We start from the raw sequence: 23,751 nt of genomic DNA, 5'->3' as shown, positions 1-23,751 counted from the left end.
GCGCCCTCAGCCGTTCGGGCCCTTGCCGTCCTTCTTGCCCTTCGGCTGGTCCGGCTTCCGCTGCGGCTTGGGCGGCACGTACTTCTCCACCTCGCCGGTCCAGATGATCGGGTCGAAGGACTCCTCGGGCCGGAAGCTCACGGCCTCGAGCTCGCCGTGGTGGGGCGCCAGGTAGACGAGGCAGACGTCCTCGCGGGCGCCGGGGCCGAACTTCTTCGGCAGCGGCGTGCTCGGGCACGGGTCGAACGAGCTCGCGAACGGCGTCGACTCGAGCAGCAGGTTCTCCTCGTTGACGACGTAGAGCGGCACCCGGCGCCCCCCGAGGTCGGTGTCGCCGACGTTCTCGACCGTGACGTGCACGAAGTACGGCGTCGACTGCCGCTGCGCCTTGGTCAGCTGCCAGGCGGAGAGGGTCTTGCGGGTCGTCGTGCGCTCCAGCCTGGTGACCGTGAGGTCCAGCACGCCGACCTCGTCCTGGCGCGGCTCCCAGGCGACCACGCCCTCGTCGCCGACCTTGAGGTGGGTGCCCGGTGGCGTGAGCGTGACGCCGTTGGGCACCGGGAGGTACGGCGACGCGCTCGGGGAGGTCGTCGGCGACTCGGACCCGCCCGCCCCGCTGCCGCCGTCGTCGCCGGAGCAGCCCGCCAGCGCGCTCGCCGCGACCACGACGGCCAGCGCCGTGGAGCCGAGCAGACGGGTGCTCATGCCGCCATTGTGCATTCGCCGGGGCGCTAGCAGCCGACGAAACGCTCGGCGAAGTACGACAGGACGCCGTCGAGCCCGATCCGCTCCTGCTGCATGGAGTCGCGCTCGCGGATCGTCACGGCGTGGTCGTCGAGGGTCTCGAAGTCGACCGTGACGCAGTACGGCGTACCGATCTCGTCCTGGCGGCGGTAGCGACGGCCGATCGCACCAGAGTCGTCGAAGTCGACGTTCCAGCCGGCGCTGCGCAGCTGCATCGCGAGGTCCTTCGCCTTCGGCGACAGGTCGGCGTTGCGGCTCAGCGGCAGCACGGCGACCTTGACCGGCGCCAGGCGCGGGTCGAGCCGGAGCACGGTGCGCTTGTCGACGCCGCCCTTGGTGTTCGGGGCCTCGTCCTCGGTGTAGGCGTCGACGAGGAAGGTCATCAGGCTGCGCGAGAGGCCCGCGGCCGGCTCGATGACGTACGGCGTGTAGCGCTCGTTGTTGGCCTGGTCGAAGTAGGTCAGGTCCTGGCCGGAGTGCTTCGCGTGCGTCGAGAGGTCGAAGTCGGTGCGGTTGGCGATGCCCTCGAGCTCGCCCCACTCCGAGCCGGTGAACCGGAAGCGGTACTCGATGTCGACCGTGCGCTTGCTGTAGTGGCTGAGCTTCTCCTGCGGGTGCTCGAAGTGGCGCAGGTTGTCGCGGTCGATGCCCAGGTCGACGTACCACTTGGTGCGCTCGTCGATCCAGTACTGGTGCCAGGCCTCGTCCTCGCCCGGCTTGACGAAGTACTCCATCTCCATCTGCTCGAACTCGCGGGTGCGGAAGATGAAGTTGCCCGGCGTGATCTCGTTGCGGAAGCTCTTGCCGATCTGGGCGATGCCGAAGGGCGGCTTCTGCCGGCTCGAGGTCACGACGTTGGCGAAGTTGATGAAGATGCCCTGCGCGGTCTCGGGGCGCAGGTAGTGGAGGCCCTCCTCGTTCTCGATGACGCCGAGGTAGGTCTTGAGCAGGCCCGAGAACTGGCGCGGCTCGGTCCAGGCGCCGCGGGTGCCGCAGTTGGGGCAGGCGATGGTGGCGAAGTCGACGTCGTCGGGGTTGTCGATCCCCTTCTTCTCCGCGACCTCCTCCTGGAGGTGGTCGGCCCGGAAGCGCTTGTGACACGACTGGCACTCGGTCAGCGGGTCGGTGAAGGTGTCGACGTGGCCGCTGGCCTCCCAGACCTGCCGCGGCAGGATGATGCTCGAGTCGAGGCCCACCATGTCGTCGCGCATGGTGACCATCGACTTCCACCACTGGCGCTTGATGTTCTCCTTGAGCTCCACGCCGAGCGGACCGTAGTCCCAGGCCGAGCGGGTGCCGCCGTAGATCTCGCCGCACGGGTAGACGAAGCCCCGACGCTTGGCGAGGGAGACGACATGGTCGACGGTGGACGGCGGCGGCTTGGCCACGAGGTGCTCCTGCTGGTCGGCCGGCTGGCTGCCGGTCTGGGTGTGGGAACGGTCAGCCTATCGACCGGGGCGCGTCGATGTTGAGGGCGGCTCCCGGCTCGACCAGCTCGTAGGCCGACGGCTCGTCGAGCGCCCGGCTCAGCACGACGACGGCGCGCAGCTTCACGTCGTACGACGAGAGCGCGCGGCGGTAGCTGCCGACGTCGGCCCAGCGGGTGCTGAGCACCCACAGCTCGGCGTCGTCGACGTTGCGGCCGACCTCGCCGCCGACGTACCCCCGGCAGGCCGCCAGCGCCTCCCGCGCGGTCTCGATCTCGACGCGGAACGCCTCCGCCTGCTCCGTCGGCACCCGGAATCGACTCACCACCAGCATGAGGCGAAGCCTAGAACGCCGTCCGAGTTGACAACCATTCTCATTTGATCTGAGAATGGTTCTCATGAACAGACTCGCCGCCGCGGCCACCGGTGTCGCCCTCCTGCTCCCGGTCGTCAGCGGGTGTGCCGCGTTCACCGACGACTCCGCCTCCTCCGCCGACGGGGTCCAGGTCGCGGCGGCGTTCTACCCCCTCGCGTACGTCGCGGAGCGGATCGCGGGCGACCACGCCTCGGTCGAGAACCTCACCGCACCCGGCGGCGAGCCGCACGACCTCGAGCTCAACCCCAAGGAGACCGCCGACGTCGCCCGGGCTGACCTCGTGGTCTTCGAGAGCGGCATGCAGCCCGCGGTCGACGACGCGATCAGGACCAACGCCTCGGGGACGACGCTCGACGTGGCGGACGTCGTGGAGCTGCACCCCGCCGGCGAGCACGCCGACGAGCACGAGGGCGAGGACCACGAGGGCCACGACCACGACCACGGCGACGTCGACCCGCACTTCTGGCACGACCCGCTGCTGATGGCCGACCTGGGCGACGCGGTCGCCGAGCAGCTCGCCGAGGTCGACCCCGACCACGCCGACGCCTACCGGGCGAACGCCGGCGACCTGCGCCACGACCTGGAGTCGCTCGACCAGGAGTACGCAGACGGCCTCGCCCGGTGCGAGCGCGACACCGTCGTGGTCTCGCACGACGCGTTCGGCTACCTGGGCAGGTACGGCCTCGAGTTCGAGCCGATCGCGGGACTCTCCCCCGACGCCGAGCCGACCCCCGCGGATCTCGCCCACCTCGAGGAGCTGATCCGCGACGACGGCATCACCACCGTCTTCTACGAGTCGCTGGTCGGTCCCGACATCGCCGAGCAGCTGGCGAAGGACACCGGCGTGCGGACCGCGGTGCTGGACCCGCTTGAGGGCCTGACCGACGACACCGTCGACGAGGACTACCTTTCCCTCATGCGTGCCAACCTGGCGGCCCTGGAGGAGGCGAACGGCTGTTGAGCGAGCCCGACACCGAACCTCCCGTCGTCGAGCTGGACGACGGCGCGGTCGCCATCGCCGGCCGACCGGTCCTCCGGCACATCGACCTCACCGTGCGGCAGGGCGAGTTCCTCGCCCTGATGGGCGCCAACGGCTCCGGCAAGTCGACGCTGGTGCGGGCCCTCACCGGGCTCTGGCCGCTGGCGACCGGGTCCCTCCGGCTGTTCGGCACCCCGTTCGACCGGTTCCACGACTGGCAGCGGATCGGCTTCGTGCCGCAACGTGGCGGCGCCACCTCCGGCGTACCCGCCTCGGTCTGGGAGGTCGTCGCCTCGGGCCGCCTGACCCGGCGGCGCCCGCTGCGCCCGCTGCGACGCGCCGACCGGGCCGCGATCGACGACGCGCTCGAGGTGGTCGGCCTGGCCCATCGGGCCCGCGACGGCGTCTCGTCGCTCTCCGGCGGCCAGCAGCAGCGGGTGCTGATCGCGCGTGCGCTCGCGGGTGAGCCCGAGCTGTTCTTCCTCGACGAGCCGACCGCCGGCGTCGACCTGCCCAACCAGCAGGTGCTGGCCGACACCCTCGAGACCCTGTCCGGCCGCGGCGCCACGATCGTGCTGGTGGCCCACGAGCTCGGTCCGATGGCCTCGCTCATCGACCGCGCGGTCGTGATGCGCGACGGGCTGATCGCCTACGACGGCCCGCCGCTGGCCAGCGAGCAGGTCGCCACGGCCCACCTGCACCTCCACGAGCACGGACACCACCACGCGGTGCCGGACTCCCACGACCATGCGCCGCACGTGTCCTCGCTGATCGAGGGAGGCACGCCGTGAGCGACTTCATCGACCTGCTCGGCCTCCCGTTCATGCAGCGGGCGATGCTGGCCGCGATCTTCACCGGCCTGGCCGCGCCCGCGATCGGCACCTACCTCGTGCAGCGGCGGCTCGCCCTGATGGGCGACGGCATCGGCCACGTCGCCGTCACCGGTGTCGCCATCGGGCTGCTGACCGGCACCTCCCCCACGTGGACGGCGGTGTTGGTCGCGATCGCCGGCGCGATCACCATCGAGGTGATCCGTGAGCGCGGCCATGCGAACGGCGACGTCGCGCTGGCGCTGCTGTTCTACGGCGGCCTCGCGGGCGGCGTGCTCATCACCGGGCTCGCCAACGAGAGCGGCGCGACCCTCCAGACGTACCTCTTCGGATCGATCACCACGATCTCGATCACCGACGTGATCGTCACGATGGTCCTGGCCGCCGTCGTGGTGCTGGTCGGGCTCGGGCTGGCGCCGCAGCTCTTCGCGGTGGCGCAGGACCAGGAGTTCGCCAAGGTCGCGGGCCTGAACATCCGCTTCTACAACCTGCTGGTCGCGGTGCTCGCGGCGGTCAGCGTCACGGTCGCGATGCGCACCGTCGGGCTGCTGCTGGTCTCCGCGCTGATGGTGGTGCCGGTCGCGACCGCCCAGCAGCTGAGCCGGTCCTTCCGCACCACGCTGGCCGCGGCGATGGTGCTCGGCACGGTCGCGTCGCTGGGCGGGCTGCTGCTCTCGGCGTACGCCTCGTTCCACGCGCGGGTGGCCCCGGGGCCCACGATCGTGCTGCTCGCGCTCGCCTGCTTCGTGGTGTCGTGGCCGGTGGGCGTGTGGCTGCGGTCGCGGCGCCGGCTGCGGCAGCCCTTCCCCGTGGTCGGGGCGACCGCCCACCACACCGCCGACGAGCATCCGCACGAGCACGGCGAGGACTGCGGCCACGTGGCGGTGCCGCACGGCGACCATGTCGACTACGTCCACGACGGCCACCGGCACGCCGCCCACGGGAGGCACTATGACGAGCACTGAGCCCACCGGCATGCGGCCCACCCGGCAGCGCCGGGCCGTGGTCGACGCGATGGAGTCGTTCGCCGACTTCCGCTCCGCCCAGGAGATCCACGAGCTGCTCGGCGAGCGCGGCGAGCAGGTCGGCCTGGCGACCGTCTACCGCACGCTCCAGCGGCTGGCCGAGGCCGGCGAGGTCGACGTGCTGCGCACCGAGGACGGCGAGGCCGTCTACCGGCGCTGCTCGGAGAGCCACCACCATCACCTGGTGTGCCGCTCGTGCGGCGCGACCGTCGAGGTCGAGGGCCCGGCGGTCGAGCGCTGGACCCGCAGCATCGCCGCCGAGCACGGGTACGCCGACGTCAGCCACGCGCTCGAGATCTTCGGCACCTGCCCGCGGTGCAGCTGAGCGGTCAGCCGGAGTTCGGGAGCGCCCCGCCGTAGCGACGATCCCGCCGGGCGTAGAGCTCGATGGCGTGCCAGAGGTGCCGGCGGTCGACGTCGGGCCACAGCACGTCGGTGAACACGAGCTCGGCGTACGCCGCCTGCCAGAGCATGAAGTTCGACAGCCGCTGCTCCCCCGACGTACGCCAGATCAGGTCGGCGTCGGCGACCTCGGGCACGTAAAGGTGCCGGGCGAAGGTCTTCTCGGTGACCTTCTCCGGGTCGAGCCGGCCGGCCGCGACCTCCCGGGCGATGCTGCGCGCGGTGTCGGCGAGCTCCGCACGGCCGCCGTAGTTGACGCACATGGTGAGCGTGAGGACGTCGTTGTCGCGGGTCAGCTCCTCGGCGACCCGCAGCTCCTCGATGACGGACTTCCACAGCCGGGGCGCCCGACCGGCCCAGCGGACCCGCACGCCGAGCTCGTGCATCTCGTCGCGCCGCCGGCGGATCACGTCGCGGTTGAAGCCCATCAGGAACTTCACCTCGTCGGGCGAGCGGGACCAGTTCTCGGTGGAGAACGCGTAGGCCGAGATCGCCTTGACCCCGATCTCGACGGCACCCTCGACGACGTCGAAGAGCGAGTGCTCCCCCTGCTCGTGGCCCTTGGTGCGCGGCAGCCCGCGCTCCTTGGCCCAGCGGCCGTTGCCGTCCATCACGATCGCGACATGCCCGGGCACCAGCGACCTGGGGATCGCCGGCGGCCGGGCACCCGACGGGTGTGGCGTCGGCTGGCGTACGGCGCGTCTCACCCGGCCGAGCCTAGTGGCGGACGTCGCGGCGCCGGGCACCACCGGCCGGTCCGCCACGTCGGTCAGGGGAAGCGAGCGCGACGCGCCGGTGTGCGTCGGCATGTCGCGTCGTTTCCCCGGGCGACCGGGGAAACGACGGCTTGGCGCCGCCGGGGCCCCGGGGGACGCATCAGACGCACCGGTTTCATCAAGGAATGAGGACGAAGCCCCGCATCCCTTGGCGAGCTCATCCGGGTAGGCGCGGGTTGACCCTCATCCCTTGATGAACCCCCGGCCCCCGGCGCCACCCCCCAGCTCAGCGCTCGACGTACTCCAGCGACTTCAGCCCGCGCTCGAGGTGCCAGGCGAGGTACGCCGCCACCAGGCCGCTCGCCTCGCGCAGGGAGCGCGGGTCGGCGCCGTCGACGACCGGCCAATCGCCGCTCAGCAGCGCGGCGAGCAGCTCGACGGTCGCGGGTGCGGGGCTGGCCGAGCCCGGGACCCGGCAGGTCGCGCAGAGCATCCCGCCCATCGAGGGGTTGAACCAGCGGTGCGTGGCCGTACCCGGCAGCTCCCCGCAGCGGGCGCAGTGTCCGAAGGACGGCGCGTAGCCCGCGACCGCGAGCGAGCGCAGCAGGTAGGAGTCGAGCACCTGACCGGGCCCGTGCTCGCCCGCCACCATCACGCGCAGCCCGCCGACCAGCAGCAGGAACTGCTGGAGCGCGGGCTGGCGCTCCTCGGGCACCAGCCGGTCGGCGGTCTCGAGCATCACGGTCCCGGCGGTGTAGCGGTCGTAGTCGAGGCCGAGGCCCTTCGCGTACGGGGTGAGCGTCTCGGCCTGGGTGATCGTGTCGAGGTTGCGGCCCTCGGCGAGCTGCAGGTCGACGTGGGTGAAGGGCTCCAGCCGCGACCCGAAGCGCGACGTCGTGCGGCGCACCCCCTTGGCGACCGCGCGGACCCGGCCGTGCTCCCGCGTCAGCAGCGTGATGATGCGGTCGGCCTCACCCAGCTTGTGGGTGCGCAGCACGATCGCCTCGTCACGGTAGAGCACCCCTCCATTCTGCCGGGGTGGCTCAGGATCCGGTACGACGGCGTCGGCGTGGCGCGCGCCAGCAGCGGGCCGCGAGGTCGACCGCCGCCCGGTCCAGGCGCGCGGGCCGCAGCCGCCACTCGAGCGGGGTGCGGGCGCGCAGCAGGGTCGCGTTCGGCAGCTCGGCCGCGAGCATCTCGGCGTCGGCGGGCGGCCGCATCGGGTCGACGGGGTGCCCGACGACCAGCGTGGGCACGGTGATCCGCCGGCGGTCGCGCGCCGACGGTGCGGCCCGACCGAAGAACAGCCCGTGCACCAGCGCGGCCACGGCGTCCGCGCGCTGGTCGCAGGCGTCGAGCGCGATGCCGGCCCAGAACGGCACCACGCCGCGCGGCACCGGCCGGGTCGCGCGCCGCAGCGCGGTCACCGCCAGCGGCACGAAGCGGGCGGTGAGCAGCAGCGGGCCGAAGGTGAGGATGCCGGCCTCGACGCCGTTGTCGAGCACGGGCGCCTCGAGGATCAGCCCGCGCACCCGCTCGGGGGCGATCGCCGCGGTCTCCAGCGCGACGTTGGCGCCCAGGGACACGCCGCCGACGACCGCCTGCGGCGCGCCCTTGTGGTCCAGCAGCGCGATCACCTGCTCCGCGAACGCCGTGACCGAGTAGGCCTGCGGGTCGGCCGGCCGGTCGGATCGCCCGTGGCCGAGCGGATCCAGCGTGACCACGTGGAAGCCCTCCCCGGCGAGCACCCGGGCGAGCGGCTGGAGCATCCGCCGCGGCATCAGCTCGGCCGGCACGAGCACCACCCACGCGGCGCCCGCGCCGTACTCGGTGAACTCGAGTCGGTCGCGCCCGGCATCGCTCTCGACGAAGAGCTGTCCGATCCGCTCCGACACCAGCATGTGCCCCACGGTAGCCCGCCACCCACCTCACCCAGGAGGTCCGTTCTTTCGCACGAACCCCGTCGCGTGTCAGAGACTGTGCGTCATGTCGTTCTCGGGTCGTCTAGCGAGCTGGCCGGCGGCCGGGGTGCTGCTCGCCCTCGCGTACGTCGCCGGGCTCAACGCCGTCGCCTTCGCACCCCAGGCCGACAGCGTCGCGGCGTGGTGGCCGGCCGCCGGGCTGTCGGTCGGGCTGCTGGTGGTCCAGCCGCGCACTCGGTGGCCCGTGCTCGCGGTCGCGATCGTCGTGGTGACCGGCCTGGCCAGCATCACCGCCGGCCGCGACGTCGGCGTCACCGCGCTGTTCTCGGTCGGCAACGCCGCCGAGGCGCTCGTGGCCGCGAGCATCCTGCGCCGCGGCAGCGACCGGGCGCCGGTGCTCGACTCCAGCGACGTGCTGGTCCGGCTGCTGATCGCCGCCGTGCTCGGCGGGGCCGCCGTCACGGTGGTGGGCGTCCTGACGGTCGCGCTCACCGGGACGGCCGGCCCGGTCTCGACGGCGTGGACGTTCTTCACCAGCCACACCGCGGCGACGCTGATCATCGTCCCGGCCCTGATCTCCCCGCCGCTGCGGCACCGACTGCTCGTGCGCCCCACCGAGCTGGCGCTCCAGGCCGCCACGCTGATCGCGCTGACCCTGGTCGTCTTCTCCCCGAACCAGGACCTGTCGGCCTCCTTCATCCCGCTGCCGGTGCTGGTGTGGGCCGCGCTGCGGATCGACCTCCGGGCGCTCACGTGGGAACTGGTCGCCTTCAGCGTCGTCGTCACGCTCCTCAGCGCCAACGGGTTCGGACCGTTCGGGTTCGACTACGAGCGCGGCGCGATCAGCGCCTCGACGCTGGGCACGCTCGTCCAGGGGTACCTGCTCTGCGCGATGCTGCTGACGGTCCCGCTCGCGGTCGCCGTCCACCAGCGCCGACGGCTGATCCGCGAGCTGGCCCGGAGCGAGAAGCTCACCAACGCCACCCTGCACACCATCCCCACGATGATCCTGGTGACGGACCTGTACGGCGAGGTGGTGCGCATCAATGGCGGCACCACCGCGGTGACCGGGTACGTCGAGTCCGACCTCGTCGGCCGCCCCATCTGGGAGATGCCGTTCGCACCTCCGGGATCGACCGGCTACCCGGCCGGCCTGCCCGACGAGCCCGACGGCCACGTGAGCCGCGAGACCGACGTCATCACCAACCTCGGGCGGCGCCGCCGCGTGCTGTGGAACGCCGGCTACGTGCGCGACGAGCGCGACCGCCCGACGCACGTCGTGATCAGCGGCACCGACCTGACCCGGGAGCGGCGTACCGCCGGGTTCAACCGGCACATCTTCGAGGCCGCCATCACCACCGCCCTGATCGGCATCGACACCGACGGCCGGATCACGGTGTTCAACTCCGGTGCCGCGAACCTGCTGGGGCACGACGCACAGGACATGGTCGGCACGCCGTTCACCGACCTGCTCGACCCCGACCAGCTCGCCGAGCGCACGCGCACCGGGCCGGGCGAGCCGGCGTTCGCCCACCTCGTCGCCGGCGCCGAGACGTCCGGCACGGCCACCCCGCGGGACTGGATCTGGGTCGACGCCGACGGCCGCCACCACACGGTCTCGATGTCGCTGAGCGCGGTGACCGACAGCATCACCGCCCACTACGGCTTCCTCTGCGTCGGCCGCGACGTGACCGAGGCGCGGGCCAGCCAGGAGATGCTGATCGCCGCGCTCGAGAAGGAGCGGCTCGCCGTGCAGCGGATGCGCGACCTCGACGCGGCCAAGAACGACTTCGTCTCCACCGTCAGCCACGAGCTGCGCACGCCCGTGACCAGCATCGTGGGCTACACCGAGATGCTCGAGGACGGCTCGCTGGTCGAGCCGGCGCCGGCGCAGGTGCCGCTGCTGGAGAGCATCGCGCGCAACGGCCAGCGGCTGATCCTGCTCTGCGACGACCTGCTCACGCTGAGCGGTCTCGACTCGGGGGTGACCTCGTGGGAGCGCAACGCGCTGGACCTGGCGTCGGTCTCGACCGGCGCGGAGGACGCGCTGCGTGCTCAGCTCGTCGGCCGCGATCTCGAGCTCGTCATCGCCGCCTCGGCGCGGCCGGTGCCGGTGCTCGGCGACCACGGGCAGCTGGAGCGGGTGCTGACCAACCTGCTCAGCAACGCCATCAAGTTCACCGACGACGGCGGCCGCATCGAGGTGACGATCGACGCGCACGACGGCGAGGCCCGCCTGGCCGTCGCCGACACCGGGGTGGGCATACCGGCGGCCGAGCAGTCCGGGATGTTCGAGAGGTTCTTCCGGTCCACGACCGCTCAGGAGCGGGCCATCCCCGGCACCGGGCTCGGCCTGTCGATCGTCGCGGCGATCGTGGCGGCCCACGGCGGGCGGATCGACGTACGCTCCGCCCACCTCGAGGGCACCACCATCACCGTGCGCCTCCCGCTTGCTGCCCGACCGACCTCGTAGGCCCGACCGCGTAGGCCCGGCTCACGACACGTGCAGCACCGTGCCGAGGGCCAGGCAGGCGGACCGCGCCCCCTGGTGGAGCTCACCCGGCGGGACCGTCGCCTGCAGGGCGTACCACCCGGCCTCGCCGACGTAGGGGATCAGCGTCACCGTGGCGTCGCCGTTCATCTTCTGGTCCACGGCTGCGGCGATCGCCCCCGAACAGCCGCCCGCCGTCATCGCCTCCTGGCTGGCGTACGGCCCCCACACGTTCAGGGTCGTCGTGACGGCGGGGTAGCGGGGCAGGCCGGAGAGGCTCACTCGAACCTCCGCGTTGCCGGGCTGCATCTCCGGGTCCAGGGCGGTCACGGAGACCTGGGCCACCGCCTTGACCGTGGTGGCGGCGCCGCAGGCCGTGGCGGCCAGCGCGGTGGCCGTCCCGTCGACCGCCACCTGCCACACGTAGTAGCCGGGCGCTCCCGGGCTGACCGGCGGCAGGGTGTAGTCGCCGTCGGCGCCCACGGTCGCGGTGACGGTGCCGCCGGCCGAGCCGCCGCAGTGTGCCTCCGAGGTCGTGGCGAAGGGCCCGTGGAGGGTCCCGGTCAGGGCGCGCTGCGTGCCGTCACCGCTCACGGTGGCGGTGACCTGCGTCGGCGAGCCCACCAGCACGGTGGCCGGGGTGGCCCGGAGCGCCAGCGCCTGGGGGCCTCGGACGGCGGCGCGCGTCGTCGCGACCAGCGTCCTCCGGTCTCCGCCCTCGGCCGCGGCCGCCTGGCCCCGCCGGACCGGCAGCCTGAGGTGGAGCCGGTGCTCGGGCACCTTGCCCACGGTCGCGGTGATCCGCCGCCACCCGGGCTGCGGCGCCGCGAACCGCGCCACCGCCCGGCCGTCGTCCCCGCTGACCGCCTGGACCGCGCTGGCACCGGCGGCGACCAGGGTCACCGGCAGCCCCGCGGCCGGACGGCCCCCGCCGTCGGTCACCGTGACCGTGGCCGTGATCGTGCCGCCCACGTCCGCGCCCCGCGCCGTCGCCCGCGCGTCGTACTCCCCCGCGTGCCGGCTCGCCTGGGCGAGCATGATCCGCGCGAACCGCCGCACCGTCGCGGACGCCGGCGTCTCGCGGATCCGGTGCGCACCCCGCTCCCCCGTGGTGCGCCAGCGACCCCCGACCACGAGGGCGTAGACGCTCGCGTCGACCGCGGCGGCCTGCGTGGCGTCGCGGTAGCCGCCGTACTTCGACAGGATCCAGGCCGCCCGCTCCGTCTCCGTGCTCGACGCCCCGCCCCGCCCATCGAGGTTCTCGACGACGCGTGCCGGCCGGTAGCCCGACACGTTGGGCTCCCTGGCGGGGGTGGTCACGAAGATCGGCGTGTCGTCGATCCGGTAGCCGCCGATCCAGCCACCGTCGGCCCGGCCGTTGCGCGGGATCTCGTAGCCGACCCACCGGTGGGCGGTGTCCGGGCGGTCCGACGTCGCCGCCGCGACACCGGAGGGGCCGGTGAGGAAGGACGCCGCGCCCACCACGAGCGCGACGAGCAGGGTCTTCAACATGGCTGCCTCCTCAGCCCACAGGCGTCGGTTGCGCGGTGCCGGGGTCGTTCGGGCGCGCAGTGGGGCTGGGTTCCGGGGTGGGACGGGGTTGCTGGCTCGGTGCGGGCGCTCCGGTCGCGGTCGGCGGTGAGGCCGGCTGACTGGGACTCGAGGCCGGCGGGGACGTCGGGGTCGCCGAGGTCGTGGGAGCAGGCGGCGGGGTCGCAGCCGGGGCGGCCGCCTCGACCACGGAGTCGTCACCGGCCGCGGCGGGCCGGTCGAACACCCGCACCCGGCCGCTCACCGTCGATGCGGTCGGGGAGGTCGCCGACCATCGGTGGACACCCGGATCCAGCCCACCCAGCACCAGGTGGCGTCCGTGCGGACCACGCACCAGCAGGCTGCGGACGACGTTCGGCCCGGCGGCGTCCACCTCGAGACGGACGCGGGTGGGCCGCAGGGTGGCCCACACCAGGAAGGCGGCCCGCCCGACCGTCGCCTCCACGGGACGCACCACCATCTGCCCGGCCCGGATCGCCCCGTCGACGCGGAGCACCCGCATCGGTGAGCGCGTCGAGCCGGCCCGAGGGTCCGCGCCGCCGCCGTCGCGGTCGGATCCGACCCCGGCCACTGCCACCGCCGCGACCAGGATCAGCGCCGCCACGCTCAGCAGCCGCACGACGGCACCGCGGGCGCCGATCGACCCGGCGAACGCGTGCGCCGGCACCGGCGGGGCCGGACCGCTCGGAGCGGGCGGGCTCGGGACGCGCGGGGGTGCCGAGGGCGGCGGGGGCGGCGGGTGCGCGGGCTGAGGGGGCGTCTCGACCGGAGCCGGCGGCGCGAGGATCGGCTCGACCAGCTCGAGGATCGCGCGCGACGGCGGGGCGCCGAGCTCGTCGCTCATCGCCTCGCGGTGGCGACCGAACTCCCGCAGCGCGCTGCCGAGGTCACCGCGCTCCAGGTAGCCGCGGATCGCGAGCTCGCTAGCGGCCTCCTGCAGCGGGTCGATGTCGCTGGCGGCCCGGGCGGCCTCGATGGTGAGCGCCAGGTCTCGCTCCTCGAGGGCGCGCCGGGCGATCCGCTCGAACGCCTTCACCCGCTGCTGCTCGAGGTGCTCGCGCTCCGGCACGACCCAGTCGTCGTACCACCCGGGGAGCAGCTCCTCCCCCACCAGCCGGCTCATCAGCGCCCCGAGCTCTCCGGCGGCGATCTCCTCCTCGGTCACGGCGGCGGCCGCGGCAGCGGCGCGCCGTACGCCGTCGACGTCGACCTCGACGTGGGCGTCCAGCCCGATGCTGAGGCGGTCGACCTCGAGCAGGCCGGGGCTGCGCCTCCGCGTCTGGAGGACGGCCCGGCGCAGGCTGCCGAGTGCTCGCGCGTCGGTGCTCTCGGGCCACAGCAGGCCGGCGACGTGCAGCCGACCGCTGCGCCCGGCCAGGCCCAACAGCGCGGTGAGCCGTTGCTCGCGGTGGCCGAGCTCGACGTCCGATCCGTCGGCGACCAGCTGCCACCGGCCCAGCAGGCGCAGGGTCGAGCACGGCGCCCCGGCGCTGCTGTGCTCTGGCATCCCTGCCTCCCCGAGGACCGCCAAGACGGAATCCTTCAGCCTGGCAGGGCGCGGCTCGCCCGCGATCGACCGGCACCGGACATACCCGATATTGGGCGCGTCACGCCGCGGTCACGCTGGTGTCACGCAGGGCTCGCTCTCATGTGCCCCTCATTCCACCGCGCCATCGGGGGGAGGTGAACACCAATGCGCAGGGAACTGACCATCGCAGAGCTCGAGGCCGAGCGCACCGAGCTGCTTCCGGCACGGGAGACGCTCACGTTCGGCAACACCAACTGGGCGAACGTCTTCGCGTCCAACTCCTCGCTGGCACTCAACGCGGCGTCGCTGTACTCCATGGCCAACAGTGCGGCCGCCCAGTCGATCACCGTGACCCAGGGCTGATGCCCGACGCGTGGCCTCCCGCTCGCCGGGAGGTCACGCCGACCACACCGCCGAGAGCCGAAAGGGGGTGAACCAGGATGTCCCGTCGTCCAGAGATGGCCCTCGCCGAGCTAGACGCGCAGGCGGCCGTGCCGCTTCCCCGCCGGGAGACGATGAGCTGCCAGATCGGGTGCGTCAACGTCACCAACGTCGTCGGTGTCAACCTCGCCATCGCGATCAACGCCGCCACCATCAACTCGCAGGCGAACGCGCTCGCGATGCAGTACCTCGCATCGGTCCAGATGTCGTGATCGCGACCCCGTGATCGCGACCCCGTCACCGCGCCTGACTCCGATCAGGCGGCGGGTGTGTTGCTCTGGCGCGCCCGCCGTCCTCAGCACCTCCCCAGAGCACACCAGAGCGATGAACCCCACGACTGCAGACCACCTCGCCGACACACCGCCCGCCACGGGGCGGCGGTGGCGTCGCGCCCTCGGTCTGCAGCTCCTCGGGCCGGTCCAGGGATCGGGCCTGCGTGACGTGGCCTTCCTGGTACGGCGCTCCGACGACCAGGTGGTGCAGCTGTCCGAGCTGCTCCACCTGGTCGTCGTTCACGTGGAGCCGCCCCGCCCGGCGACAGACGTCGCGGCCGACGTGAGCGCGGCGTACGGGCGCACCCTCACCGCCGAGGGCCTCGAGCACCTGGTGACGACCCAGCTGCAGCCGCTCGGACTGGTGCTGCCCGAGGAGTCGGAGGAGATCGCCCGACCGGTCCGCGCCCGACCGCTGCTGGCGCTGACGGTCAAGGCGACCCTGCTGCCGGCGCGGTGGACCCGGCGCCTCGCGGGGGTGCTCGCCCTGCTGCTGTGGCCGCCCTTCGTCCTCGTCGCCCTGGTCGGGCTGGTGGTCGCCGACATCGCGTTGGTCACCGGTGGCGGATTCTGGCCCGCCGTCACCGAGGTGTTCATCAGGCCGACCCTGGCGCTGGTGATCTACGCCCTGCTCACCCTGGCCGCGGTGGTCCACGAGCTGGGCCACGCGGCGGCGTGCCGCTACGGGGGCGCCAGGCCGGGCGAGATCGGCGTCGGCATCTACATCGTCTTCCCGGCGTTCTACACCGACGTCACCGACTCCTACCGGCTCAGCCGCGGCGGACGGGTGCGCACCGACCTCGGCGGCCTGTACTTCAACGTGCTGACCGTGCTGGTCCTGGCGGCCGCCCACTTCGCCACCGGCAGCGGCCTGCTGCTCCTCACCGCCTTCGTGCTGCAGGTGCAGATGCTGCAGCAGCTGATCCCCGTCGTCCGGTTCGACGGCTACTACGTGGTGTCCGACGTGGCCGGCGTACCCGACCTCTTCGCGCGGGTCGGGCCGGTGCTGCGCAGCCTGCGACCCGGCCACCCCGTCGACCCTCGGGTCACCGAGCTGCGCCCCTACGCCCGGCGCTTCGTGGCCGGCTGGGTGCTGGTGGTGGTGCCGCTCCTGACGGGCGCCGTCGTCTGGACGCTGTGGCACCTGCCCGAGTTCGTCGCCCGCGGTCGCGCCGGGATCCGCCTCCAGCAGCAGGTCTTCGACCTGGCGTGGGAGCTGCGCGACTGGGCGGCCATGACGCTCGCGGTCATCTCGATCGCGCTGATCCTGGTGCCGCTCGTGGGGATCGCCGTCGTGCTGTGGCGGCTCGCCACCTCGCTGACCGCGCTCACGCGCGCGCGGATCGCCACGCGATTCGGGACCTGGGAGGAGCGGATCGGCCTCGACACCGACGTCGGTGGCCTCCCGGCCGCCGACCCGCCGCTAGCGCTCTCGGCCGCCGACTTCACCGACGCGATCATGTACCGGCCGCAGGCGCCGGTCCCGGAGCGCGGCTGGCGCCGGGTCGTGTACGACGGCAGCGGCCACCTGCTCAACCCGGGGCCCAGCGCCGTCGAGCAGCGCCGGCACGAGCTCGAGCGGCGGCTGCGCACGCCCATCACCGGCTCGCGCCGGGTCGTGGTCATGAGCCGCAAGGGCGGCGTCGGCAAGACCACGATCTCGCTGGCGCTCGGCAGCACGTTCGCGCTGCTGCGGGGCGACCGGGTCATCGCCGTCGACGCCAACCCCGACGCCGGCAACCTCGCCCACCGGGTCGCCCCTCCGCACGACCGCACCATCACCGACGTGCTGCGGGATCTCGAGACGATCACCAGCTACGCGACGCTGCGCTCGTACACCGCGCAGGCGATCGAGTCGCGCCTGGAGGTGCTCGCCTCGGACGACGACCCCCGGATCTGGATGGCGCTGGACCGCAACGACTACCACCGGCTGGTCCAGATCCTCGACCGGTTCTACAGCCTGATCGTGCTCGACACCGGGACCGGCATCCTCGACAGCGCCAATCAGGGCCTCCTGACCGAGGCGGACCAGATCGTGCTGGTGGTGCGCCCCGGCATCGACGGGGGCCGGGCCGGCGCGCTCACCCTCGACTGGATGGACGAGCACGGCTTCGACGACCTGGTGTCCCGCGCGGTCGTCGTCGTCAACGCCCAACGCAACGGTGCCGCCCCGCCCGACCTGATGCGGCGTCACTTCGAGAAGCGATGTGAACACGTGGTGACCGTCCCCTGGGACGACGCCCTCGAGCAAGGAGCACTGACCGACATGTCCGCACTGCACCGCAAGACCCGAGACAGCCTGGTGGACATCGCCGCCGCGGTGGCCGACAACTTCGTGCAGATGGGTGACCGGCCGTGACCCGCCGGCGCCTCATCACGTCGACCGTGCTCGCCGGCGTCCTGGTGCTGACCGCGGCGAGCACCTCGGCGCCCGCCGCCCACCCGGACCCCCTGGACCGTGACCTCGACCTGGTGGCCAGTGCCAACGCGTCCGCCGCCGAGCCGGCCGTCACGGACGACGCGTTCGGGGCCGACGTCGCCCGCTGGCGCTCCGTGAAGGCGGACGTCGTCGCGACCGGTTCGGCGGCCTGCGACGGCTGCGACGCGGCCGGCACCGCCCTGCAGGTCCTCTACGTCAGCCGGGGTGGGGAGGCCCGCCTGGACAACACCGCCACGGCCTGGACCCAGGGCTGCGGGCAGTGCGCCGCGACCGCCCTGTCGGTGCAGGTGGTCGTCCTGCGCGGCGTGCCGACGATCGTGCCCAACAACCGGGCCCTCGCCGTCACCGCCGCGTGCGAGTCCTGCCGGGCGACCGGCGTCGCCTACCAGGTGGTCGTGGCCTCCCGGCACGCGGACCGGCTCTCCCGCGAGGCGCTCGCGGCGCTGCGGGCCTGGGTCGCCGAGCAGGCGGCGGCGCTGCGGACGCCGGTGCCGGTGGCGGTGCCCGAGCCCGAGCCGTCGCCGGCCCCGACGAGCCCGAGCGCCTCGCCGAGCGACGACACGACCGAGCCGCCGGCTCCCGTGGCGCGCCGGGGCCGGGTGAAGGCCGAGCGGCGTGCCCAGCGCAGCGCGGACGTCGCGCTGGGCACGCTCGAGGACCTGGTCGCCGGCGACCTCGGCGCCGTACCCGTCTCGGCCGACTCCGACGTGGAGCTCAGTCGCTGACCCCGCCGGTGGCGTCGCTCAGGCGCGGTTGACGGCGCTGATCACGGCCTTCAGGGAGGCGGTGACGATGTTGGCGTCGACCCCGACGCCCCAGTAGACCTGGTCGCGCACGAGGCACTCGACGTACGCCGCCGCCAGCGCGTCGCCGCCGGCCGAGAGGGCGTGCTCGGCGTAGTCGAGCACCCGCACGTCCCACTGCTGCGGCAGCTCGTTGATCGCCGCCACGAACGCCGACAGCGGCCCGTTGCCCTCGCCGTGCAGGGACTGGATCTCGCCGTCGACGTACACGTTGACGTCGAGCGCGTCCTTCTCCCCCGCCGCCGACGAGGTGTGCACGGAGTTGAGCTGGAGCGGCGTCTCCCGGGTGAGGTACTCGGAGGAGAAGACCTCCCAGATCGCCTCCGGCGACATCTCGCCGCCCTCGGCGTCGGTGCGCTCCTGGATCACCCGGCTGAACTCGATCTGCGCGCGCCGCGGCAGGTCGAGCTTGTGCTCGGCCTTGAGGATGTAGGCCACCCCGCCCTTGCCGGACTGGCTGTTGACGCGGATCACGGCCTCGTAGGTGCGGCCGACGTCCTTCGGGTCGATCGGCAGGTACGGCGCCTCCCACGGCAGCTCGCCGACCGGGACGCCCTGCTCGGCGGCCTGCCGGTCGAGGTCCTCCAGGCCCTTCTTGATCGCGTCCTGGTGGGAGCCCGAGAACGCCGTGTAGACCAGGTCGCCGGCGTACGGGTGCCGCGGGTGCACGGGCAGGCTGGTGCAGTACTCGACCGTGCGGCGGATCTCGTCGATGCCGCCCTCGATGGCGAAGTCGACCATCGGGTCGATGCCCTGGCTGAAGAGGTTCATGCCCAGCGTCACCAGGTCGACGTTGCCGGTGCGCTCGCCGTGGCCGAAGAGGCAGCCCTCGACGCGGTCGGCGCCGGCCATCATCGCGAGCTCGGTCGCGGCGACCGCCGTGCCGCGGTCGTTGTGCGGGTGCAGCGAGATCACGGTGTTCTCACGGCGGGTCAGCTGGCGCCCGAACCACTCGATCTGGTCGGCGTACACGTTGGGCGTCGCGACCTCGATGGTCGCGGGCAGGTTGAGGATGATCTCGCGACCGTCCTCGGGCTGCCACACGTCGCTCACGGCCTCGCAGACCTCGACCGAGAACGGCAGCTCGGTGCTCGTGAAGATCTCGGGGCTGTACTCGTAGCCGATCACGGTCATGTCGAGGTGGGCCTCGCCGTGCTTCATCACCATCTCGGTGCCGCGGACGGCGATGTCCTTGATCTCGTCCTTGCTGGCCCGGAAGACCACGCGCCGGAAGAGCGGCGCCAGCGCGTTGTAGAGGTGGATGTTCGCGCGGGGTACGCCGACCAGCGACTGCACGCTGCGCTCGATGAGGTCCTCACGCGCCTGGGTCAGCACCGAGATCGTCACGTCGTCGGGGATGTGGTCGCCCTCGATCAGCTGGCGCACGAACGCGAAGTCGGTCTCGCTGGCGCTCGGGAAGCCGACCTCGATCTCCTTGTAGCCCATCTTCACGAGCAGGTTGAACATCGTCATCTTGCGCGCGGGGTTCATCGGGTCGATGAGCGCCTGGTTGCCGTCGCGCAGGTCGGTGGAGAGCCACCGCGGCGCCTCGGTGATGACCTTCGACGGCCAGGTGCGGTCGGGCAGGTCGATGGGCGGGAACGGGCGGTAGCGCTGGAACGGCATGCCGCTCGTCTTCTGCTGGGGAATCATGATCGGGGTCCTCGCTGGGTCTGGTTCGCGGTCGGGCCGGCGCACGCGATCACTCCGCAGCGAGGGGGTCCGGACTCTTTCCCCGTAGTGGGGGCTCAGACCTCGCTGCGGCAGCGAAGGAGGAGGCTGCGCGTCATGATGCCGCCACTCTAACGCACCCCGCTCCCCGCGCGCCCGGCAAGGTCCCGGTTGCGGGCGGCTCGGGGCTCGCCCGCCTCCACGGTGGTTGAGGAAGGCGCGCTGGCGCCTGTCTCGAAACCACCCGACCCGCATGCGCCTTGGCCTACGGGGTCCGCTCCGGTTCCGACTGACAGGCAGCAAGAGCGGGTACGGCGGCGGCGGGCCGACGCCGCTCCCCGGCTCACCGGCGCCTCCACGGTGGTTGAGGTGCGAGCGCAGCGAGCCTCGAAACCACCCGATGCGCGCCCACCTACGGGACCGGGCGAGCGCTGGGTTGCGGCAGCCTTCCGGCTCACCGCCCACCTCGACGGTGGTTGAGGTGCGAGCGCGGCGAGCCTCGAAACCACCCTGAAAGCTAGACCAGAGATCTAGTACACATGTTCGAATCAATGTAGAATGTGGTATGGCCCGAGGCACCGACACCACCGTGACTGATCCGGTGCTGGCGGCTGCCCGGGACCTCACGTCGACCATCCGGTCCGCGGAGGCCGCTCGGTTCGAGTTGGCCGCGACGTGGGCCGCACAGCACCCCGCGCCGGCGGAGGGTCCGGCGGTGGACGCAGACGGGTTCCTGCAACTGCACGGCGACCAGCCCGTGACCCTCGCCGGCGAGGGCGCGCCGGGGATGTCGGAGTTCGCGATCGGCGAGTTCGCGGCCGCGATCGGGATCTCCACGCGCGCCGGCCGCGACCTGATCGGCGCCGCGTTGGAGTGCAAGCACCGGCTCCCGAAGACCTGGGCGCGGGTCCTGGCTGGTGAGGTGCCGGTGTGGAAGGCCCGCCGAGTCACGGAGCGCACCCACCGCCTCACCATGTCGGGCGCTGCGTACGTCGACACCCACCTCGCCCCGGCCCTGGACCGCTGTTCGTTCGCGCAGATCGAGCGGGCGGTCGAGGCCGCGGTCGCGGAGTGCGATGACGAGCACTTCGAGATGACCCGGCTGGACCGGTGGAGCCAGCAGCACCTCGACATCGAGCTGACCGGCGTCCGTCCCAACAACGGCCTGGTCCCGGTGCACGGCCTGCTCGACTACCCCGACGCCCTCGCGCTCGAAGCACAGGTCGCGGCCGGCGCCCACGAGCTACTCCAGGAGTTCCCCGAGCTCGACCTCGACACCCGCCGCGCCATGGCCACCGGCCGGCTCCTGACCGGACAAGGCACAGGCACCAGCCGGGAACTGGTGATCTACGCCCACCACACCCCGGCCGAGGCCCACGACATCGTCACCATCGAGGGCGTCGGTCCGACCAACCGGGAGCAGATCGCCGAGTGGTGCCGCTACGCGGGCGCCAGGGTCTCCATCCGCCCGGTCGTCGAACTCGACGACGAGCTCGCCACCGACTCCTACCGGCCCACCGCGGTGCAGCGGGAGCAGGCGATCCTGACCACTCCCACCTGCGTGTTCGTCCACTGCACGCGCGACGCTCGCCGCTGCGACCTCGACCACATCGAACCCTTCGACCGGGGCGGCGCGACGAACTCGTGGAACCTTGCCCCGCTATGTCGCCTGCACCATCGGATGAAGACCCACGGCCACTGGACCTACCGACGCCTCACCCGCACCCGATTCGAATGGACCAGTCCGTCGGGCGACATCTACGACGTCGACCACACCTTCACCAGACGACGAATCCGCTGACCCACACCCCACCCGCCCCGGCCGGTGGGGCTGCTGCCATGTTCAAGCGGCGGTAGCGACCTGTGACTAGTCTCGTGCGCATGGCTGCGCCCGTGTCCGTGACCCACGAGCACTTCATCGCCGTCGAGCGGGAGGCGCTCGCCCGGTGAGCCGGCTCCTGGTCGTCCACCACTCCCCCACGCCGACGGTGCGGTCGCTGACCGACGCGGTGCTGGCCGGGGCTCACGACGACGAGATCGAGGGGGTCGAGGTGGTGGTCCGGGCGGCACTCGATGCGGACGCCGAGGACGTGCTGGCGGCGGACGGCTACCTGCTCGGGACGCCGGCCAACTTCGGCTACATGAGCGGGGCGCTCAAGCACTTCTTCGACACGATCTTCCTCGAGGCCGGCGGCGCGCTGGCCGACGACGGCTCCGCCGCTGGCACCGGGCCGGGGAAGAAGCCGTACGGACTCTGGGTGCACGGGCGGTACGACGTGACGGGCGCGGTCCGGTCGGTGCAGTCGATCGTCGGCGCGCTCCCGTGGGTGCAGGCGGCCGAGGTGCTGGAGGTGGTCGGCGACGTGACCGACCGGCACCGCGAGTCGGCGTACGAGCTCGGCGGGACCCTGGCCGCGCTGCTGAGCTGAGGGGCAGCGGTACGATCGCGCGGTCCGGCACCGAGGCAGAGAGGAGACCGCGTGCGCCTCGCCGTGCTCGCTGTCGTGGCGGCGCTCACCCTCACGGCCTGCGGCGACGACACCACCGCTCCGGCCGAGATGGCGGCCCCCGACCTGGGCGCCTGCCGGGTGCTCTCGCCCGAGGACGTCGCCCAGCCCGCCAACAGCAGCCCGTCGGTGCCGTGCTCCGAGTCGCACACCGCGGAGACCTACGCGGTGGGTGAGCTGCCCAGCGACTTCGACGACGTCGACTACGGCGACGAGCAGCTCGGCGCCTGGGCCTACCAGAAGTGCACCGGCTCGTTCCGCGACTTCCTCGGCGCCGACGAGAGCCTGGTGATGCGCACCGTGGTCAGCTGGGCGTGGTTCCGCCCCACCCAGGAGGCGTGGGACGACGGCGCCCGCTGGTACCGCTGCGACGTGGTCGGCGGCGGTGAGCAGAGCAAGGAGTACGTCGACCTGCCGACGAGCGCCCGGGGCCTGTTGCTCGGCCGGCCGAAGGACGCCTGGATGGTCTGCGCCGACGGCGAGACGGTCGCGGGCTCGGTGAAGGTGCCGTGCAACCAGCCGCACACCTGGCGGGCGGTCACCACGATCTCCCTCGGCGCGGCCAAGGACGAGTACCCCGGCGACCGGCTGGCCGAAGTGACCACCCGCGACTACTGCTCCCGGTCCGTGGGCGCGTGGCTCAACTACCCCGTCGACTACGACTTCGGCTACACGTGGTTCCACGAGGCCGAGTGGCAGGCCGGCAACCGGCGCTCGGTCTGCTGGGCCAAGACGACCCAGTGAGGGCAGCCCGATGAGGTACGCCGTGCTCGCGCTCGCCGGCGCCCTGCTGCTCGCGGGGTGCAGCGGCGGCGACGAGCCGGATCGGACGGCGGGCTCGTCGACCCCGTCCGCTACCGCGAGCGACGGCGCCGGCGCCTCGACGTCCGAGTCGCCCCGGGCCGCGGCGCCCGCGCGACCGAAGAAGGACCGGTGCTACCGACTCGACTACACCGATGCGATCGCGCCGACCAACGACGGCACGCCGATGCCCTGCAAGCGTGCGCACACGTCGCGGACGGTCGCCGTGGGCGACCTCGACACCGTCGTGGACGGCCACCTGCTCGCGGTCGACTCCCGGCGGGTGCGCGACCAGGTCGCGGAGCAGTGCCCGCAGCGGTTCGCGGCGTACGTCGGCGGCTCCCCCGACGCCCGCCGGCTCAGCATGCTGCGGCCCATCTGGTTCACCCCGACCGTGGAGCAGTCCGACGCCGGCGCCTCGTGGTACCGCTGCGACGTCGTCGCGATCGCGGGCGACGAGCGCCTGGCGAACCTGACCGGCGACCTCCGTGGCGTGCTCGGCCGTGAGGAGGGCCGGGACCGCTACGGCATGTGCGGCACCGCCGAGCCCGGCACGCCGGGCTTCGAGCGGGTGATCTGCTCCGCGAAGCACACCTGGCGCGCGGTCGCGACGGTGCCGTTCGAGCAGGACCGCTACCCGGGCGTGGACAAGGCTCGCTCCGCCGGCGACCAGCCCTGTCGGGACGCCGGCGCCGCGGCGGCGGACGGCGCGCTCGACTACCGCTGGGGCTACGAGTGGCCGAGCGCGAAGAAGTGGCGCGACGGCCAGCGCTACGGGCTCTGCTGGGCTCCCGACAGCTGAATCGCTGACGAGCCGGTCAGGGG

At 72.8% G+C, this 23,751-nt stretch carries 22 protein-coding genes; 13 read left to right on the top strand and 9 right to left on the bottom strand.

Annotation, left to right across the window (positions count from 1 at the left end):
• Positions 1-6 precede the first annotated feature (6 nt).
• From FHU40_RS18380 to FHU40_RS18370, 3 genes are read right to left on the bottom strand one after another with little or no spacing between them, the layout of a single operon-like run.
• Positions 7-705 carry a hypothetical protein gene (locus FHU40_RS18380; RefSeq protein WP_183593659.1) on the bottom strand — a complete coding sequence of 233 codons (699 nt, stop codon included), beginning with the start codon at positions 703-705 and terminating at the stop codon, positions 7-9.
• Positions 706-731: 26 nt separating this feature from the next.
• Positions 732-2,132, bottom strand: a complete 1,401-nt coding sequence (locus FHU40_RS18375; RefSeq protein WP_183593658.1) for a glycine--tRNA ligase — start codon at positions 2,130-2,132, stop codon at positions 732-734.
• Between the two features lie 52 nt (positions 2,133-2,184).
• Positions 2,185-2,505: an antibiotic biosynthesis monooxygenase family protein gene (locus tag FHU40_RS18370; protein ID WP_183593657.1), complete on the bottom strand. Its 321-nt coding sequence runs from the start codon at positions 2,503-2,505 to the stop codon at positions 2,185-2,187.
• 64 nt (positions 2,506-2,569) lie between these two features.
• Between FHU40_RS18370 and FHU40_RS18365 the strand changes: the two genes are divergently transcribed.
• From FHU40_RS18365 to FHU40_RS18350, 4 genes are read left to right on the top strand one after another with little or no spacing between them, the layout of a single operon-like run.
• The gene (locus FHU40_RS18365) at positions 2,570-3,508 is read left to right on the top strand and encodes a metal ABC transporter substrate-binding protein (RefSeq protein WP_183593656.1); all 939 of its coding nucleotides are present in this window, start codon (positions 2,570-2,572) and stop codon (positions 3,506-3,508) included.
• Positions 3,505-4,317, top strand: a complete 813-nt coding sequence (locus FHU40_RS18360; RefSeq protein WP_221199893.1) for a metal ABC transporter ATP-binding protein — start codon at positions 3,505-3,507, stop codon at positions 4,315-4,317. Before FHU40_RS18365 ends, FHU40_RS18360 begins: the two co-directional genes overlap by 4 nt.
• Positions 4,314-5,321 (top strand): metal ABC transporter permease, encoded by a 1,008-nt coding sequence (locus FHU40_RS18355; RefSeq protein ID WP_252274596.1) that lies wholly within the window; start codon positions 4,314-4,316, stop codon positions 5,319-5,321. The genes FHU40_RS18360 and FHU40_RS18355 overlap by 4 nt, the downstream gene beginning before the upstream one ends.
• Positions 5,308-5,706 (top strand): Fur family transcriptional regulator, encoded by a 399-nt coding sequence (locus FHU40_RS18350; protein WP_183593655.1) that lies wholly within the window; start codon positions 5,308-5,310, stop codon positions 5,704-5,706. Before FHU40_RS18355 ends, FHU40_RS18350 begins: the two co-directional genes overlap by 14 nt.
• A 4-nt stretch (positions 5,707-5,710) precedes the next feature.
• On the opposite strand, the gene FHU40_RS18345 is transcribed toward FHU40_RS18350, so the two are convergent.
• From FHU40_RS18345 to FHU40_RS18335, 3 genes are all read right to left on the bottom strand, one after another.
• Entirely contained in the window at positions 5,711-6,592 is an 882-nt protein-coding gene (locus FHU40_RS18345) for an isoprenyl transferase (RefSeq protein ID WP_246390651.1), read from the bottom strand.
• Positions 6,593-6,785: 193 nt separating this feature from the next.
• Positions 6,786-7,520 (bottom strand): DNA repair protein RecO, encoded by a 735-nt coding sequence (gene recO / locus FHU40_RS18340; RefSeq protein WP_183593654.1) that lies wholly within the window; start codon positions 7,518-7,520, stop codon positions 6,786-6,788.
• Positions 7,521-7,542: 22 nt separating this feature from the next.
• A complete protein-coding gene (locus tag FHU40_RS18335; RefSeq protein ID WP_183593653.1) occupies positions 7,543-8,400 on the bottom strand; it encodes an alpha/beta fold hydrolase in 858 nt (285 codons plus the stop codon).
• Between the two features lie 85 nt (positions 8,401-8,485).
• Between FHU40_RS18335 and FHU40_RS18330 the strand changes: the two genes are divergently transcribed.
• Positions 8,486-10,894, top strand: coding sequence for an ATP-binding protein (locus FHU40_RS18330; RefSeq protein WP_183593652.1), 2,409 nt, complete (start codon positions 8,486-8,488; stop codon positions 10,892-10,894).
• Positions 10,895-10,915: 21 nt separating this feature from the next.
• On the opposite strand, the gene FHU40_RS18325 is transcribed toward FHU40_RS18330, so the two are convergent.
• Positions 10,916-12,424 carry an Ig-like domain-containing protein gene (locus tag FHU40_RS18325; protein ID WP_183593651.1) on the bottom strand — a complete coding sequence of 503 codons (1,509 nt, stop codon included), beginning with the start codon at positions 12,422-12,424 and terminating at the stop codon, positions 10,916-10,918.
• A 10-nt stretch (positions 12,425-12,434) separates the two neighbouring features.
• Complete coding sequence (locus tag FHU40_RS18320; protein ID WP_183593650.1) at positions 12,435-13,970, bottom strand: AfsR/SARP family transcriptional regulator; 1,536 nt, start codon at positions 13,968-13,970, stop codon at positions 12,435-12,437.
• A gap of 186 nt (positions 13,971-14,156) precedes the next feature.
• On the opposite strand from FHU40_RS18320, the gene FHU40_RS18315 reads away from it, so the two are divergent.
• The 4 genes from FHU40_RS18315 (at position 14,157) to FHU40_RS18300 (ending at position 17,869) form a co-directional block, all read left to right on the top strand.
• A complete protein-coding gene (locus FHU40_RS18315) occupies positions 14,157-14,354 on the top strand; it encodes a hypothetical protein (protein WP_183593649.1) in 198 nt (65 codons plus the stop codon).
• Between the two features lie 77 nt (positions 14,355-14,431).
• Positions 14,432-14,644: a hypothetical protein gene (locus FHU40_RS18310; RefSeq protein ID WP_183593648.1), complete on the top strand. Its 213-nt coding sequence runs from the start codon at positions 14,432-14,434 to the stop codon at positions 14,642-14,644.
• A 112-nt stretch (positions 14,645-14,756) separates the two neighbouring features.
• Positions 14,757-17,063, top strand: a complete 2,307-nt coding sequence (locus FHU40_RS18305) for a MinD/ParA family ATP-binding protein (RefSeq protein WP_183593647.1) — start codon at positions 14,757-14,759, stop codon at positions 17,061-17,063.
• Positions 17,060-17,869, top strand: coding sequence for a hypothetical protein (locus tag FHU40_RS18300; protein WP_183593646.1), 810 nt, complete (start codon positions 17,060-17,062; stop codon positions 17,867-17,869). Before FHU40_RS18305 ends, FHU40_RS18300 begins: the two co-directional genes overlap by 4 nt.
• A gap of 18 nt (positions 17,870-17,887) precedes the next feature.
• Here the strand turns inward: FHU40_RS18300 and leuA are convergent, their stop codons facing one another.
• On the bottom strand, positions 17,888-19,600 hold the full coding sequence (gene leuA, locus FHU40_RS18295) for a 2-isopropylmalate synthase (RefSeq protein ID WP_183593645.1): 1,713 nt from the start codon (positions 19,598-19,600) through the stop codon (positions 17,888-17,890).
• 733 nt (positions 19,601-20,333) lie between these two features.
• Here leuA and FHU40_RS18290 point away from each other — a divergent pair.
• The 4 genes from FHU40_RS18290 (at position 20,334) to FHU40_RS18275 (ending at position 23,728) form a co-directional block, all read left to right on the top strand.
• Positions 20,334-21,419, top strand: a complete 1,086-nt coding sequence (locus FHU40_RS18290; RefSeq protein WP_183593644.1) for a DUF222 domain-containing protein — start codon at positions 20,334-20,336, stop codon at positions 21,417-21,419.
• A gap of 145 nt (positions 21,420-21,564) precedes the next feature.
• Positions 21,565-22,047, top strand: a complete 483-nt coding sequence (locus FHU40_RS18285; protein ID WP_183593643.1) for a flavodoxin family protein — start codon at positions 21,565-21,567, stop codon at positions 22,045-22,047.
• Between the two features lie 51 nt (positions 22,048-22,098).
• Entirely contained in the window at positions 22,099-22,869 is a 771-nt protein-coding gene (locus tag FHU40_RS18280; RefSeq protein ID WP_343057924.1) for a septum formation family protein, read from the top strand.
• Between the two features lie 10 nt (positions 22,870-22,879).
• Positions 22,880-23,728: a septum formation family protein gene (locus FHU40_RS18275; RefSeq protein ID WP_183593642.1), complete on the top strand. Its 849-nt coding sequence runs from the start codon at positions 22,880-22,882 to the stop codon at positions 23,726-23,728.
• Positions 23,729-23,751: the final 23 nt, after the last annotated feature.

The sequence above is a fragment of the Nocardioides soli genome, from assembly GCF_014191495.1.
GTDB classification, from domain to species: domain Bacteria; phylum Actinomycetota; class Actinomycetes; order Propionibacteriales; family Nocardioidaceae; genus Nocardioides; species Nocardioides soli.
Note: the sequence above shows the minus strand (reverse complement) of the source record. Positions and strands in the feature narration are given on the sequence as shown.